At 36.8% G+C, this 15,493-nt stretch carries 14 protein-coding genes; 11 read left to right on the top strand and 3 right to left on the bottom strand.

Annotated elements, in window-relative coordinates; all coding sequences use genetic code 11:
- Positions 1-19: 19 nt before the first annotated feature.
- Genes AC220I_RS00265 through AC220I_RS00275 form a run of 3 tightly spaced genes read left to right on the top strand, consistent with a single transcriptional unit; the run spans position 20 to position 1,871 of the window.
- Positions 20-1,165, top strand: a complete 1,146-nt coding sequence (locus AC220I_RS00265; protein WP_486721832.1) for an AAA family ATPase — start codon at positions 20-22, stop codon at positions 1,163-1,165.
- A 1-nt stretch (position 1,166) separates the two neighbouring features.
- On the top strand, positions 1,167-1,298 hold the full coding sequence (locus tag AC220I_RS00270) for a hypothetical protein (RefSeq protein ID WP_486721833.1): 132 nt from the start codon (positions 1,167-1,169) through the stop codon (positions 1,296-1,298).
- 21 nt (positions 1,299-1,319) lie between these two features.
- On the top strand, positions 1,320-1,871 hold the full coding sequence (locus AC220I_RS00275; RefSeq protein WP_486721834.1) for a hypothetical protein: 552 nt from the start codon (positions 1,320-1,322) through the stop codon (positions 1,869-1,871).
- Here the strand turns inward: AC220I_RS00275 and AC220I_RS00280 are convergent.
- The 3 genes from AC220I_RS00280 to AC220I_RS00290 are packed head-to-tail and all read right to left on the bottom strand — an operon-like array spanning position 1,861 to position 3,579.
- Positions 1,861-2,505, bottom strand: coding sequence for a hypothetical protein (locus tag AC220I_RS00280; RefSeq protein WP_486721835.1), 645 nt, complete (start codon positions 2,503-2,505; stop codon positions 1,861-1,863). The genes AC220I_RS00275 and AC220I_RS00280 overlap by 11 nt on opposite strands.
- A 33-nt stretch (positions 2,506-2,538) precedes the next feature.
- Entirely contained in the window at positions 2,539-2,991 is a 453-nt protein-coding gene (locus tag AC220I_RS00285) for a hypothetical protein (protein WP_486721836.1), read from the bottom strand.
- A 9-nt stretch (positions 2,992-3,000) separates the two neighbouring features.
- Positions 3,001-3,579 (bottom strand): hypothetical protein, encoded by a 579-nt coding sequence (locus AC220I_RS00290; protein WP_486721837.1) that lies wholly within the window; start codon positions 3,577-3,579, stop codon positions 3,001-3,003.
- A 95-nt stretch (positions 3,580-3,674) separates the two neighbouring features.
- Here AC220I_RS00290 and AC220I_RS00295 point away from each other — a divergent pair, with 95 nt between their 5' ends.
- Genes AC220I_RS00295 through AC220I_RS00330 form a run of 8 tightly spaced genes read left to right on the top strand, consistent with a single transcriptional unit; the run spans position 3,675 to position 15,469 of the window.
- A complete protein-coding gene (locus tag AC220I_RS00295) occupies positions 3,675-3,938 on the top strand; it encodes a hypothetical protein (RefSeq protein ID WP_486721838.1) in 264 nt (87 codons plus the stop codon).
- A gap of 3 nt (positions 3,939-3,941) precedes the next feature.
- Positions 3,942-4,295, top strand: coding sequence for a hypothetical protein (locus tag AC220I_RS00300; protein WP_486721839.1), 354 nt, complete (start codon positions 3,942-3,944; stop codon positions 4,293-4,295).
- A 52-nt stretch (positions 4,296-4,347) separates the two neighbouring features.
- Positions 4,348-5,748: a hypothetical protein gene (locus tag AC220I_RS00305; protein WP_486721840.1), complete on the top strand. Its 1,401-nt coding sequence runs from the start codon at positions 4,348-4,350 to the stop codon at positions 5,746-5,748.
- Positions 5,749-5,770: 22 nt separating this feature from the next.
- Complete coding sequence (locus AC220I_RS00310; RefSeq protein WP_486721841.1) at positions 5,771-8,554, top strand: autotransporter outer membrane beta-barrel domain-containing protein; 2,784 nt, start codon at positions 5,771-5,773, stop codon at positions 8,552-8,554.
- Between the two features lie 10 nt (positions 8,555-8,564).
- On the top strand, positions 8,565-11,564 hold the full coding sequence (locus AC220I_RS00315) for a beta strand repeat-containing protein (RefSeq protein WP_486721842.1): 3,000 nt from the start codon (positions 8,565-8,567) through the stop codon (positions 11,562-11,564).
- Complete coding sequence (locus AC220I_RS00320; protein ID WP_486721843.1) at positions 11,564-12,394, top strand: hypothetical protein; 831 nt, start codon at positions 11,564-11,566, stop codon at positions 12,392-12,394. The genes AC220I_RS00315 and AC220I_RS00320 overlap by 1 nt, the downstream gene beginning before the upstream one ends.
- A 1-nt stretch (position 12,395) precedes the next feature.
- A complete protein-coding gene (locus AC220I_RS00325; protein ID WP_486721844.1) occupies positions 12,396-12,623 on the top strand; it encodes a hypothetical protein in 228 nt (75 codons plus the stop codon).
- A complete protein-coding gene (locus AC220I_RS00330; protein WP_486721845.1) occupies positions 12,620-15,469 on the top strand; it encodes a hypothetical protein in 2,850 nt (949 codons plus the stop codon). Before AC220I_RS00325 ends, AC220I_RS00330 begins: the two co-directional genes overlap by 4 nt.
- The last annotated feature ends 24 nt before the right edge of the window (positions 15,470-15,493 follow it).

Genomic DNA, 15,493 nt, shown 5'->3' on the forward strand with positions numbered 1-15,493 from the left:
TTTCAAATTGGAGAATATTATGAATGTACGTAATGAATTTATTGCGTGGTATTTCAATGAGTTTAAAGAAACATGTAATTCCCGTGTTTATGGAAATGTATTGTTCTTGACACCAAAAGATAAAACCATGTTACAAACTGTGGAAGATTCCACATGGCATCGTGAAGCAAACGTATCCGTACATACGGATATGGTGGTGAGCCAATATATTTCTCGTGCAAAAGAGGAATGGAATCGTAATGATATTATTGGTGCATTAGTTTGTGCATTTCACGATGTAGGTAAACCTTATGCTGAAGAAGTTCTGCAACGTGCAGATGGTACGGAATATCGTCGATATGCTGCGCATGAATTAGTTAGTGCTCGGTTATTTGAACACTACATGATGTCAAATCCTTCACTGATGAAAAGATTTAATTTACAACCAACAGATTTATATGCTATTGGTTGGTTGATTGAAAATCATCTTCCTTATGGTTTAAAGAAAACTCATAAAAGAGAAGGATTGTATCGAACAACTGAATTTGTAGCTGACTTTCACATCTTTCGACGTATTCTTTATTCGGATTGTTGGGGTCGTATCTCTGATGATCATGAAACAAAGAAGGCGAATACTAATGCTTGGCTAACAGAATTGTGGCAAGAAGCATATAATAATATGTGGATTAAGCCTCGAGCAGAAGTTGATGGACCAGAGTTAGTAATGCTAATTGGTCCTTCGAACTGTGGTAAATCTACATGGTTAAAGAATAACTCATTGTTAGATGATCACCACTATTATTCTTGGGATGCTTTGCGTTTGGATTGGTATTCTTCCGATTACACAGAAGCGTTTAAGTTGTCTACGGCTGATAAAGAGTTTGGTGCAAAGACTCAAAAGGTCTTTATGAATATGATTCACACCAAAGAATCTATTGTTGTTGATAACACGAATCTATCAGCAAAGAGACGAGCTTTTTTCATTAATACTGCTCGTCAACATGGATATAAGGTTCGAGCTGAGTTATTTCCAATTTCACTATCTGAAATTGTGGGACGTGCATTAATGCGTACAGATCAGATCGTTCCCGAATTTGCTGTTAGAAGACAGTACTTGGCACTGAGTTTACCTGGCTTAGGTGAGGTAGATGATGTAAATGTTCACCCTTACTTTAATGAGGTTTAATATGAAACTTTCACGTGTAGAAAAAGTCTTTTTAGAGGCTGATACTGAAACGGAAATTGGCATGTTATTTGCACTCGTTGTAGCGTTTGGTATGCCCATCGCTATTGCAATCGCAATTCATGGTCCAATTTAATCAATAGGATAAATACTCTCCATGGACGGAGTATACCTAACAATCCCATTTCACTGGTTATTACAACCACTTGACGAAGATTCTGCTTTGCGAGATTTAGAGCAAAGTGCAATTCGTAACGTCCCAACTAAAAAACGTCAGTTTTCAACGGATGAAGTTCAAATTACTGGTATGAAGATTAGTCCATTTCAAGGGGCAGGAACAATGTTATTTCGTGGAACTGCTCGAAATGCAGGAAGAACTTACTCTCCTTTAATTCTTTTTAACGATGTAGTGTATGGTGAAGCTTCACCTTCAAATGTAACTTTTAAAGCAACTGATGGGAAAGATTACAATATTCAACCAATTGATCCTAATAAAAATACATGTCAAGTACGCTGCAACTGTTTAGACTTTTATTATCGTTTTGCTACTTGGAACTTTGATGATGGAAGTTTATATGGGAAGAAGCCTCAACCATACGTTAAAACAACAGAACGTCCTCCTGTAAATCCAGCCCAAGCCCCAGGATTATGCAAACATTTAATGAAGATGGGTGATCACTTACACCAATTAAAATTGCTTAGTGCTTAATTAGACCAGCTTTTGCAGGTTTTGTTGATGAAGATTGATTTTTGAATTGATCAAGAACACTACGCAACTTTTCTTCTTTTTCACGATCAATTTTTGAAGTAACTGAAACGTCATCAACTTCTTCTTTGACCATTGCAGGCTTTTCAGTTTTGACAATCTTCTCAGCTATCTTCTTCACATCTTCAGGCTTAGAATCCTTCTTCTTCATCTTTTGCATTGCTTCTTCTGCTAATTGACGAACAGATTTTTCCTGTGGACGTGTAGTTTTGCGATGTTCCTGAACTGGTCGTTGGACTGGTGGCGTAACCTCGGTACGAATTTCAGGCTTATTGTGCATAGTAACAAATGGATCTTTTGTAAAGTTTGCTGTACCAGTCATAGGGATGAAATGGTATCCTTCAGCAACAACTTCAATACGGTAAGGATAAGCTGTTCTTTCGATGTGTGTCAAGGGTGGAACTTTAACAGTAAACTTATTTTCACTTCCTTCTCGAACGCAATTAAAGCTATATCCAACATCATTGCATTGAATAATAAGTTGAACTCGTAGACCATCCAAGCTATCTAACCCCTGGATATCTAGAGTAAAATCAAAAATATCTTCTTTAATTGCTGAAAGTGAAATGACATCCATAACCTAATCCTAAACGTTCATTATGTATTTATGTTAATCTCGTTTCCGAAATCGTAGAATTTTTACAGAAGCCTTCGTAGCAATTCGTTTTAAATTGCGGACTTGCATGCTAATTCCAGATTTAACACGATTAACAAAATTTAATACCTTAATGATAATTTTTAACTTATCCTCTCGAACCGAATACTCTTTCTCTATTTCTTTTTCACCAAACTTCAAAGTAATCTTAACAACTTTCTTTTTAACAGGAACTTGATATGGTGTGTAGAAAGGTTCTTGTTTTGGTTGTAAATTAACTTGATCAACAGGTTTATAAAAATCTTGCACCTGTCCTGGCTGCAACGGTATAGATCCACCCGTACCAATTACTGGAACAGAAATATTAACTGGACCTAATGTAAACGTTGTTGCAGTAATGATCATTGCATCTGCAGGAAGGTCTACACCTAACCCGTTTGTAATTAGACCATTAAGTGGATCAGCCATCTAATATCCTTATAGAGGCACACGTTCAACGACTTCAGTAACGCTTGGTGTTCCAGTAGAATCACGCAATGAGAATACTTTCAGAGGTGTAGTACCATCATTATCGTAAATTGTTAATGTTTTTGCTGTTTTATCAATCTTCGTACGATTTTCGTCGTACTTCAAGAGTGTTTGAATTAAAATGATTGCTGATGTTACATCAATGCGTAATTGTTGTGTATCTGTATGCATATCATTAATATAACGACCCATTGAGCCTAAATCGAGATAATCAGTACCTACTGAAGTCCAAGTCTCATAAGCATTATCTTCTTGATAGGATTCATTTGCAGCAGTTTGGTATCTTTCAAATGCAGAAAGAGATGCCCCACCATCTGAGAGAAAAACATAATCTTTGGTGTAATCATAGGAAGCATAGTCATAACGGTACCAACCTCCGCCGATTTCTGTCATAGGAAGTCCATTCACAACAACAGTTGAAAGTGCTGGATTAACTGGGTCTAATTCTCGTATCGTCATTAAAGGTGATAGTCCAGTTTCAGGCACACCATTTTTTGTGAAAAAAGTTGTGATTTTCTTTGTTGCCATTAGTTAACTCCGCTAATCTAGTTTCTTTTATTTATACCTTCGCAACATCACCTGTGTCATAAATAAGTGATAAATAGCATAATTGGGTGGTGCATATGGAAAATTTCGATCTAATCAATGACTTGCAAAAACGTAGTCAGCAATCTGAACCAGAAAATTCTTCAAACATTGAATATCAAGATTACACTGTTAAAGTGCTTGGTGAAAATGTCTTAGTGTCAGTTCCAGTCCGTGAAAGTGAAAACTTTGAGCAAGTAATAGCCGAAACTCCTTTGATAACAAAAGTTAAACTAAAGACCATATTGCGTGAACACCGTGGATTTATTCAAGTAAATAAAAATAAACATAAGGGCAAGTAATCAATGTCAGTAATATTAACACGTGGAAAAGGTGGCAGTCCACTAACTGAATTGCATGCAACGGTTGGTCCAAGTGCCACTGTAAATGTAGATACAGTTCCGATTGGGATGTATCGTTCCTCAAAGTGGCTAATTACGGTTACTGATGAAACTCTCGATCTTGCAACTTCATACGAAGTTCTTGCAATGCACACACAATTGACTAATCCAACTCATAACAAATATGGAATAATTGGAGACATTGTTCTTCACAGTTTGGATGTTGTATTAATTGGTACGGATTTAATACTACAAGTTACTAATCCTCAGGCACACAATATACTAGTTGATGCCGTGAGAATCCCCACCTCTTCATAAATAAGATGTACGTACACAAGGAAAATTTAACTGTAGTTAAGGAGATATACAAATGGCTTTAGATCTAACACGTGTAGCACTTGGTTTGGACATTCAATCAGTCGACTTTTCGTCCAATGCCAATATTCTGCAAGGTGTAGGTGCACCTGGTGGAGATTCGGCTGAACAGGATGCGGCTCCAATAGGTTCCATTTACATGCGAACAGATGCAGAAACGGATAATCTGCAAGTCTATTGGAAATACCGAACTACTCAAAACAATTCAACTGACTGGCGTCAAGGTACTTCGAAACAGTATGTTGATGCATTAGTCCAAGGTTTGTCATGGCGTGAACCTGCATTAGTTTTAGACTCAACTGCTTATGCTGATATTACAGCTGCTGAAACAGCTGCTAATGTTGGTGATACGGTTGATGGTATAACTATTGCAGCTGGTGATCGACTATTATTCACTAATTTAACAACTGGTAATGATAATGTCTACATTGTTAGTGGTTCAACTGGGGCTTGGACATTTACAGAAGATGTTAACCTAGCTACTGATGGTGATGCCTTGATGATTGAACAAGGTACAGCACAGGAAGAACAGTGGGTATTTGATGGTACAAATTGGGTTAAGATTTCAGGATCTAATAACAACTTAGAATTAAGTTACATTCGTGATTTTATTGGTAAGACTGCTGCTGGGGCTGAAACACCTACATATTCTTCTACTGATATAATTACACCAAGCACAAGTTTAGAATCTGCAATTGGTCAGTTAGATGCTGCAATTGGTCCACTAACATTTACCGAACAGAATTTCGTTACAAATGGTAATGATGTTACTCTGAACTTAGATGCAATTGATATTCAATTAGGTAACAATACATTTACAAGTAGTTTTATTGTTGGTTCAGCTAACGATATTACACAAAACTTGGATAATTTAGATGTAGCAATTGGTAACAGAACTTATACAAATGATTTCTTTGTTACTGATGGTCAAACAATTACAGCTTCTATTGATGCATTAGATACACAATTTGGTGCCAATACGTTTACACAACAAAATGTTGTTACAAACGGTGATGATGTCACAACATCAATTGATAACCTAGATGTAGCAATTCGTGATATTGTTGGTCAATCAGAGGTTATTAAGACTACTAATGTTACAACACAAACAGCTGTTGATACACATCCAATTGCAAGTGTTGATGTTGCTAAGTGGATTGTATCTTGTGAAAACACTGGTGATTCAACTAATCGTTATAGTGCTGAAATTCATGCAATGCATGATGGTACAACAAATACTGACTTTAACAGATTCTCCGTACTACAATTAGGTGGAGCAATTCCTGGTCTAACATTTGATGTTGATGTGTCAGCTGGTAATATGCGTTTGTTGGTAACTTCTACAGCTGCAGTTGATGTTGTTGTAAAACGTTTAGCAGCATACTCAATTAACTAATAATAAAAATTAGAGAGACAATATGGCAGATATTAATAAGGCAACCCGTATAGACGGTGGGGTCAGTTTAGACGACAGTGTTGGTATTTTCCAAGGCTCTACTGATCCCTCGCTTGGTGAAGCTGCTCCAGTTGGTTCTCTCTACTTAAGAACAAATGGTCAAGTCTGGCAAAAAGCTGGTGTTGGTGATACTTCATGGACACAGTTAGCGGCTGGTGCTGGTGTTGTTAACATTTCTGATCTTGGAGATGTTTCTGTTACGTCTCCAGTTGATGGTCAATTATTAGTCTACAATAATGGTGCTGGTGAATGGCAAAATGTTGAAAATTATTATGCATCAAATGCAATAGTTACAAAAGAGCCAACTGGTATTCCTGATCGTGCTGAAACAACATTAACAATTAATGAAGGTACACGAACTGTTACCTTAACTCCTACAGGTGCAAGTTTTGATTGGTATATTTGGGGAACTAGATATACTAGTTCGATAGCCATATCTGGTACGTTTCCTAATACTCAAGGAATGCATTTCTTCTACTTAGATAGTGCAGGAGTTATGCAAATCCAAACAGGTGGTTTCTTACCTGCTTTATTATCTGATTATGCATATATTGCAAATGTGTATTGGGATGTTACAAATCAAGTTGCTGTAGTATTTGGTGAAGAACGCCATGGTATTACCATGGACTATGCAACACATAGTTATTTACATACAACTGTAGGTACACAATTTGCATCAGGTTTAGCCTTAGCAGATATGACAGTTGGTGGTACTGGTAATAGTGCTATTGATGCTCAATTTACCGTTAGCAATGGTCAAATTCGTGATGAAGATATTACAATTGATATCGTTCACGACGCTGGTGGTGCTAACCCTGCTACAACAAATTTTGAACAAATTTTAGCTCTACCTGCACAGTTGCCAGTGTTTTGGAGAACGGGGGCTAGTGGTGATTGGGTCAAACGAGATGCTGATACATATCCATTAATTTATAGTGGTGATGCTTCTGGTTTTGTTGATGGTACGAATGGATTACCTGCTTGGAATGAATGGACAGGTGTCACTTGGCAGTTAACAGCTATTCCAAATAATCATTACTTCTTAATGCACATCATTGCAACAAATGATGTTCGTCATCCTATAGTTGCTATTGTTGGTACAGTTGATTATCAGAATAAGCCACGAGGTCAAGAATCTGCGTCAACAGAATTAACAGGAATGAGTGGTTTACCATTCCAAGAATTTACACCAATTGCATCCGTATTATATGATGCAAAAACTGGTTATACAAATGTACCTAAAGCAGCTGTCCAAGCTGATGCAGATGGTAACAACTATGTTGATTGGAGAGATGTTGGTACAATTAGTTCAGTGTTTGCTGGTGGTGGTTTAACAGATCATGGTAACTTAGGTGGACTAACAGATGATGATCACACTCAATACGCACTAGCAGGAAGTGGATCAACTCGCACATTTGACCTTGATGATTTATTAAATGTTACTATTACAACACCAGCTGATACAGAAGTATTAACATACAGTGCTGGTACTTGGATTAATTCGACGATCCCACTACAAAATCTGTGGGAAACATTCAGTGCAGATACTGGTAGCACAGCTGCAAATATCGCAACCGATACATTAACAGTTAGTGGTGGTACGGGAATATCAACTAGTATTACTGGTGATGTATTAACAATTACAAACACAAGTCCAAATGTAGATCAAAACCTATTTGCTAATATTGCAGTTTCTGGTCAGAATACGGTTGTTGCTGATACAACAACTGATACTTTAACATTTATTGCTGGTACAAATATTACTATTACTACAGATGATGTTAATGATACGATTACTATTAATGCAACTACCGGTGGTTCACAAAACTTATTTGAAACAATTGCAGTTACTGATACAGATTCAGGATATACGTGGGCTGCAACGGGTAGTGCAATTGCAGATACTACTACAGATACCCTAACATTTGTTAGTGGTACAGGTATTGATATTGACGTTGATGCAACATTAGATGCAATTAGAATTACAGCAACTGGTGGAGCTGGGTCGCAAAACTTGTTTGAAACATTTGCAGTTACTGATACAGATTCAGGATATACTTGGGCTGCAACGGGTAGTGCAATTGCAGATACTACTACAGATACATTAACTTGGGTTAGTGGTGTTGGTATTGATATTGACGTTGATGCAACATTAGATGCGATTCGTGTTACAAATACAAGTCCAAATGTTGATCAGAATTTGTGGGAAACAATTGCAGCTGATACAGGTAGCACAGCTGCAAATACTACTACAGATACGTTAACAGTTACTGGTGGTAATTTAATTAGCACAAGTATCACAGGCGATACATTAACAATTGCATCAGCACCAAGCATTTTTATGCAGCACAATGGAGCTATAACACAAACGTTTAATACTACTCCAACAACATTATTGTTTGATACGAGTATTCGTGCTGATGCAGATTATTCTTATACATCAGGGGTGGTAACAATTAATACTACAGCTGATTATAAGATACAGTTTGAAGTTGCATATAATACAACTACTAATCCTGTAACCACTTGTCAAACAGCAATATATAGAAATGGTACAGCAATTACAGGTGCTTTAACATATAGTTATCACTCTTCATCAGCCGATGGATCTATAACTGCAGTTGGTACGTATATTATTAATTTAACTGCTACAGATACAATTGAAATTGTTGGTGTAAGAACAGCAGGTAATGGTTCACTAAATACCTTAGCAGAAAGTAGCCGATTAATAATTGAGAGAGTGTAAGGAATAGATAATGTCAGTCATTTATACAAGAACATATTCATCAGCGTGTCCAGGCGATCTTATTGATAATATCAATAATGATGTTGGAATTGTACCAACTCTTGAACAAATGGTTAATGTAGGTGGTGGTAATATTGATTTCTACTTTTCTGTTGCTTTATCTGGTGGCGAAGTTATAACTTTTGATAATATTTTATCAACATATACATGCCCAGTTATTACCTCAACTTCGACAGAGAGTGTTGTCGTTGATGATAGTGTTGCATCTGATCCTGCTGTACTATGGTCTTCAGATAAAGTTCAGACCGAAATTGGAAATATTGAACGTTGGTTTTCTGTTGTTGGGGACACAGGCAGTACCAGTGCAAATACAAATACTGATACTTTAACAATAGTTGGTGTGAATAATATTTCAACATCCATTACTGGTGATACAGTACTGATAGATGGAGCACATACTCACTCTTTAACTCAGTTATCTGATGTTACTGAAACTGGCCCTGTTGCGGATAATGAACTATTGGCATTTAATAATGGTACAAGTACTTGGATAAATCAAACAGCGGCAGAAGCAGGACTTGCAACAGTTACTGATTTAACAACACATACAGGCGATGCAACTATCCATTTTACTGAAAGTAGCATTGATCATCTAAATATTCAAAATATTGGTACGAACTCACATGCCCAGATTGATACCCATATTGCAGATGGCACAATTCATTTTACAAAATCTAGTATAAATCTTAATGATCTTGGTGATATAGTTATTACAACTCCAGCCGATGATGAAATTTTAGCCTACGACACAAGTAGTGGTAATTTTATTAATCAAACATTAGCAGAAGCTAATATAAACACAAATACCATTTCAGCAGCTTTTGTTCCAGGATATTCAACTTACACAACAATTCAAAATCACTTAGATTTTTTTCATTCTGCAGGTTCTGCAACGGGTGGTGATATTAGTGATAATGGAGATCAAACAATTACAGTTACAGCTGGCAATGGTTTTATCCGTACAGCAGATTCTGATTTAGCAGAAATCCAAGCTGTTGATTGGAGTTCTACTGTTCTCGGCAGTTTCACTAATAATGTGATTTATCATATAACTGTAACCTTAGTTGGTGGTGTTCCGACTGTTCAATCAAATACTGTTCGACCAGATGATAATACACACATTTATCTTGGTACAGTTTTACGTGAAAATACAGTTATCCATTATCATAATCCTGCACGCGCCGTAGTTGCCAATCATGCATTGCATATGATCCAACGTATGTCCGATACTAATCCATTCTCACGTGTTTCCGGTGGTATTGTTTCAGAAGCTGGAACAAGAAATTTAATGATTACTTCAGGTGTTTTTTGGGATGGATTAACAAAATTTACTACAAAAGCTTGGGACACTACAGGTACGGACACATTTGATTATTACTATCAGGATGGTGCAAGTGGATTTATAGAAACAGAAAGTTCACAGTTAGATAATACACAATATGATGATGGTAGTGGTACTTTAGCGAATGTCCCTGCATTAAATTATTTTAATAACTGGATTTATATAGAATCTGACGATCATATTTCGGTTGTTAGAGGACGTGCCACATTTGCGACCTTAGCAAATGCACAAGCGGAACAGCCATATAGTGATTTACCTCCACAATTGAATTTTCATGCTCGTTTAATAGCAAAAGTTATTATGCGTCAAGGAACGTCAAGTTTTATTGAAGTTGATAGTGCTTTTGTTACTGCCTTTACTGCAACTGGTGTCAGTGATCACTATAATTTGGCTCATATCGGTACAAACACACACACTCAAATCGATTCACATATAGCTGATACTTCTATTCATTTTAGTAATATTGATGGTTTAAGTGATGTTAATATAACAACACCATCTGATGGTCAGATCTTAGTCTATAATACTGGTACATGGGCAAATCAAACAATTAGTTTAGGGGATGAACTAGTTAAGGTTTCATCCAATGATACTACAGCTGGATATTTGAATGGAAAACTGGTAGCAGGTGCAGGTATTAATTTAGTCGAAAATAATGATGGTTCTAATGAAACATTAACGATTTCTTCATCAGCTGCTGATCCAATTGTGTTTACTACATTTAATGCTGATACAGGTACTACAACAGCTAATATTCCAAGTGATACATTAACTATTAATGGTGCAACAGAAGGTATTTCTACAAGTATTACTGGTGATACATTAACTATTAGTCCCTCAAATGATTTAGCCGCTATTGAAGGATTGGTGGGCACCGGATTAGCAGTTAGAACTGCAGCTGATACATGGACAAATCGAACTATTACTGGTACGATAGATCAAATTACTGTTACTGATGGTGATGGTGTTGCTGGTAATCCAATATTAGCTTTAGCAAGTAATCCAGTATTGCCTGGCACCGAAGGGGTAACACTTAATGCAGGTACAACAGCACAACGCGCTGTTTCACCAACGGTAGGTGAAACTCGATTTAACACAGATGTGGGTCGTTTGGAAACATGGGATGGCACTCAATGGTTAGTATATGGTTCTGACTCAGGTTCCAGTGTAGCACAGCTTAAGTCTTCACAATTGGCTCAATTATCGGGAACAACAGTTATTCCCTATGATGATACTCCTCCGTTAATCACAGAAGGAACACAATTCTTTTCCGATACTATGACAGTAGGTTCCCCAACGGCTCGAGTAGTTTTGTGGTTCTCCTCCACCTGTACAGTATCTAGTGCAAACCGTATTATGACTATCTCTTTATGGAGAGACACAACATTAATTGGTGTGTTTGCTTTAGGTGCACCAAGTTCAAACTCACCGGTTATTGCAACAAGTATTATTACTGATACTCCAGGCGCGGCTGGAACATATACATACTCGGCACGAGTAGGCGTATCAGCGTCTGCAACTTGGTATATGGGTGGTTGGACATCAAATGCTGGATATAGTGGTGCAGCAGTTACACAGAATCAATATGTATTATTGAGGTTAGAATAATGGCTAAAAATTATATCGATATTTTAGGTGAGTATTTTCCTGGAGTAGAAGCTTACTGTTCAGGTGATCCTACAGTGTATGCAAACGTAGTCTGGGTATCAACACCGATAGCTCAGGTAGACTTAGATGCTGCAGTTTTGGCTGATTGTAAAACAGATCGTATTCTATTGTTTGCTACATATGCTCAAGATGAAATTGTAGATGGTTTCTTATCATCTGCATTAGGTTATCCACATATGTACGATTCTGAACCAGAAGATCAATTAAATCTAATTGGTGCAGCAACAACACAAGCTGATATGGATTATTCTTGTCGTGCATCTTCAGCAGGATACCAGATTATTGATGTTGGTGGGGCTGTAGTTGGAACAGACGCAACAGGATTTGTTAATGATCCAACAGTATATAATGTTGAAGTTGTAATTGATGGTGTTAGTGAATATTTTAGTATTGCAGGGCAAGATGCACAAGACTATGATACACTTATTGCAGCAATAAATGCAGACTTTTTAAATAAAGCTACTATATCAATCGTTTCAGGTAATCTAAAACTTGTTAGTGATTCTTACGGGGCAACATCAACAATTAGTATTATTGATGCTAATTGTTTTAATTCCCTAAGTACGTATGTTGCTTTAAATACCGCTGTGGATGGTATTGACCCTTCAACGGTTTTAAAAGAATATAAACTACATACACATACACAATTACTGCAAGTATTGAATGATGGGAAAGACGTTAAGCTAGATATCTTACAAAAGTTTAATGTTAAAAAAGCACAAATACTATCAGCTGTAGATGAAGCAGCTGTTCTTGCAATCACTTGGTAATATGTTATTAGTCGAAGAATTAACAACTTCATATGATTCAAAACTTGTGAAGAAAATAATATATAGTCAGGTTATGGAACATTATTTAAGTTCTCATGAATCTGTTGCATTAACTGATATGCTTACAAGTTTAAAAACTGACATTGTTGCATTAAAAAATCACAAACGCAATGAAAAAATTAAAGAAGTTAAAGAACGAAAATATAAAGGTAAAGGAATTACAAGTTGAAGCTACCATTTCGCCAAGGTATTGTTCGTTGCCAAACAGATTTATCGAACAATCCTAGTTTTCTTCAAAAAGTTAGTACGGGTGTTAATTTATTAACAACTAATGGACCACTTGTGCTTTCATTTACGCATGGTGGCACAGAATACTCACATACAGAAAATTCAATTATTTCTAATGCTTGGACTGCAATTTTTCAACCATCTGTAACTTACATATTGTACATAGACTTAGACGTATTAACAGGTGAAAGAACGTTTGGATTCACTTCTAAGCCTTTTACGACAGGTCCAACTGCTCCTACAAGCCCTGAGAACGATCAACATTGGTTTGATAGTATTAACTTTAAAATGAAAGTTTGGAATCAAAGTGTTAGTAGTTGGGTTGAAAAAATTCGCATATTTGTAGCAAGAGTAGTTAATAGTACAATTGAATATACATATCCAATCGGTAACTCTCAAGTTGGTATTTCAAGAAATGCTGGAACGTTATCAACATACTTTCCTTCTGGTCGTATTCTTTATGCAGACGGTGGTGCAGCAGTTCGAAAAGTAAGTGGAGAATTTTTTACTTCTGAAGATAAATTTTATGTTGGCGGATCACGAATTGATGCAATCAGACTTGAATCAAATGTTATCGAAGCAATTGCAGACCAAAATATTTCAGCTTTTAGTATTGTTCGATTTAACAATTTAGGTAAGATAGTATTAGCTAATTATGCAGATATTGGTAATACAATTGTGGCAATTGTTACTGGTGATGTTTTAGTTGGGCAAGCTGAATCTGTTATTATTCAAGGTGCTGTAACAAACCCACTCTGGAAAAATGCAGGTTGGTCTATTAATGATAAACTGTGGGTTAAAGATAATGGTGAAATTGTTAACCAAGATCCAAACGAATCTGACTTTGTAAATTATCCTGTTAAACAAGTACCAATTGCAAGAGTTTTACGCGATGATACAATCATCTTTGAACAAGGTTTGGGTGGTGTTGGCAAAACTGGACCTGCAGGAAGTGGTAGTGGAACAAACGCATCCGTAAATCCTGCTACAGATACTGAATTTGGTACGGTGAAATTATTAACACCAACAGCATCAAAAATTGTTGTTAGTACAGATGATCCTCGGTTAGCGGGTGGGCCTTATGCTTCTCAAATACATACACACACTGCAGAAGATGTTTCGGTTACACCTGTTGGAGATATTACAGCCCCTGATTTGCAGGCTGCACTAGGTCAAATATCTTCATTAAAATTATCAAAAGCTGGTGATACCATGACTGGTCCACTTGTATTAAGTGGCAATCCTACAGGAGATTTACATGCTGCTTCTAAAGGATATGTAGATGCATTAGTCAATGGTTTGGTGTGGCAAGATCCTATTCAATATGTTAACTTAATTGCAGATAATATTTTAACAGCCCCAGCATTTCCAAATTACTCAGACATCTATGTTATTCCATCAGGTGCAACAGGAACTTGGTCTTCAATTGGTGCAGGTCATTTAACACAATGGGATGGAAATAGTTGGCAAGATTTAGGTCTATTGTCAAGCTTGTCAGCAGGAACACGTTTTGGTGTATCAATGGAATCATCTGCAATTCCTGGTGGATCTTTTGTAGGTCAAAGTAATTCAATTGCAGTATTGGATAATCCCACATTAGGTACATGGTCATTCATTGTACCAACAACTAATACAGCTGTATTAGTTAATAATCTTACTTCTTTGCATGCTTGGCATCAGTATGTTTATACGGGTACAGCATGGGTAGAATTTGCAGGCCCATCTTCAGTATTGCCTGGAAATAATTTAACCCAGAATGGTAATGTACTTGACGTTAAAAATTATGGTGCTGGTGGTACAGTTGATGCTAGATATTTGCAGGGATTACAGCCTGTTGATTTTCTTCTAAAAACTGGTGGTACTTTAACAGGTGCTTTAACTCTTTCAGGTGCACCAACAGTCGACTTGCATGCTGCTACCAAAAAGTATGTTGATGATACATTAGCTGGGGCTGGTGGTGGAGGTGTTACAGATCCACTACATCTAAACGACAACAATGTAACAACACCAACTTATTCATTCACTAGTTCAACAGGGACTGGTATGTATATTTCTGCACCAAATACATTAGGTTTTGCAGTCGCAGGAAATCAAATTTTAAGTGTTAGTGCTGTTACTGGATTAATTGTAAATCCAGGTAGTGGCTACAGTATTACATTAGAAGGTAACGCAACACAAGCTGATATTGTTTTTGAAAATCTTGGCTTTATGCGTTCGGTAGGTAATTTATATCTTGCTAGTGGCAACTTACAATCAATTAATTTTGGTATTGGTGATACTTCTACAACAGGCTTTAATAGTAAGTTATCTATTACAAGTACAAATACTATTGTATATAATACCTTTACTGCTGCTGGTCAATCACTAGCTGGTGGTGGTACAGCATTACTACCAGGTTTTGGTTTTGATGGTGATAATGATACAGGTATTTTTTCTGATGTAGCTGGTGAAGTTGCAGTAACAAGTAATGGTACGGAAATTGCAAGAGTCTCGAGTAGTGGTGTAGATGTTAGTACTGGATCCGTAACTGCAAGTAACTTTACACGTAATACAACTGACCTAAATGTTGCAGGATACAAACATACACAATCAGCTGCAAGTTCTGCTTGGGCTATTGCCCACAATCTTAATACTGAATTTGTTAACGTATCTGTCTACATTGATAGTGGTGGTAGCATTTATGAACAACTTATTCCTACATCAGTTATTATCAATGATGCCAACAATTTAACGATCAATTTTTCTACCACAAGAATAGGTCGAGCAGTCATAGTTGGTGTACTATAACTGTTGCTTTTCTTAACGTTTTAT

This window comes from Fusibacter sp. (assembly GCF_057447755.1).

Bases quoted from the DNA above. Each gene is read 5' to 3' on its own strand.
- AC220I_RS00265 (WP_486721832.1), top strand. From the start codon at position 20: ATGAATGTACGTAATGAATTTATTGCGTGGTATTTCAATGAGTTTAAA.
- AC220I_RS00270 (WP_486721833.1), top strand. From the start codon at position 1,167: ATGAAACTTTCACGTGTAGAAAAAGTCTTTTTAGAGGCTGATACTGAA.
- AC220I_RS00275 (WP_486721834.1), top strand. From the start codon at position 1,320: ATGGACGGAGTATACCTAACAATCCCATTTCACTGGTTATTACAACCA.
- AC220I_RS00280 (WP_486721835.1), bottom strand. From the start codon at position 2,505: ATGGATGTCATTTCACTTTCAGCAATTAAAGAAGATATTTTTGATTTT.
- AC220I_RS00285 (WP_486721836.1), bottom strand. From the start codon at position 2,991: ATGGCTGATCCACTTAATGGTCTAATTACAAACGGGTTAGGTGTAGAC.
- AC220I_RS00290 (WP_486721837.1), bottom strand. From the start codon at position 3,579: ATGGCAACAAAGAAAATCACAACTTTTTTCACAAAAAATGGTGTGCCT.
- AC220I_RS00295 (WP_486721838.1), top strand. From the start codon at position 3,675: ATGGAAAATTTCGATCTAATCAATGACTTGCAAAAACGTAGTCAGCAA.
- AC220I_RS00300 (WP_486721839.1), top strand. From the start codon at position 3,942: ATGTCAGTAATATTAACACGTGGAAAAGGTGGCAGTCCACTAACTGAA.
- AC220I_RS00305 (WP_486721840.1), top strand. From the start codon at position 4,348: ATGGCTTTAGATCTAACACGTGTAGCACTTGGTTTGGACATTCAATCA.
- AC220I_RS00310 (WP_486721841.1), top strand. From the start codon at position 5,771: ATGGCAGATATTAATAAGGCAACCCGTATAGACGGTGGGGTCAGTTTA.
- AC220I_RS00315 (WP_486721842.1), top strand. From the start codon at position 8,565: ATGTCAGTCATTTATACAAGAACATATTCATCAGCGTGTCCAGGCGAT.
- AC220I_RS00320 (WP_486721843.1), top strand. From the start codon at position 11,564: ATGGCTAAAAATTATATCGATATTTTAGGTGAGTATTTTCCTGGAGTA.
- AC220I_RS00325 (WP_486721844.1), top strand. From the start codon at position 12,396: ATGTTATTAGTCGAAGAATTAACAACTTCATATGATTCAAAACTTGTG.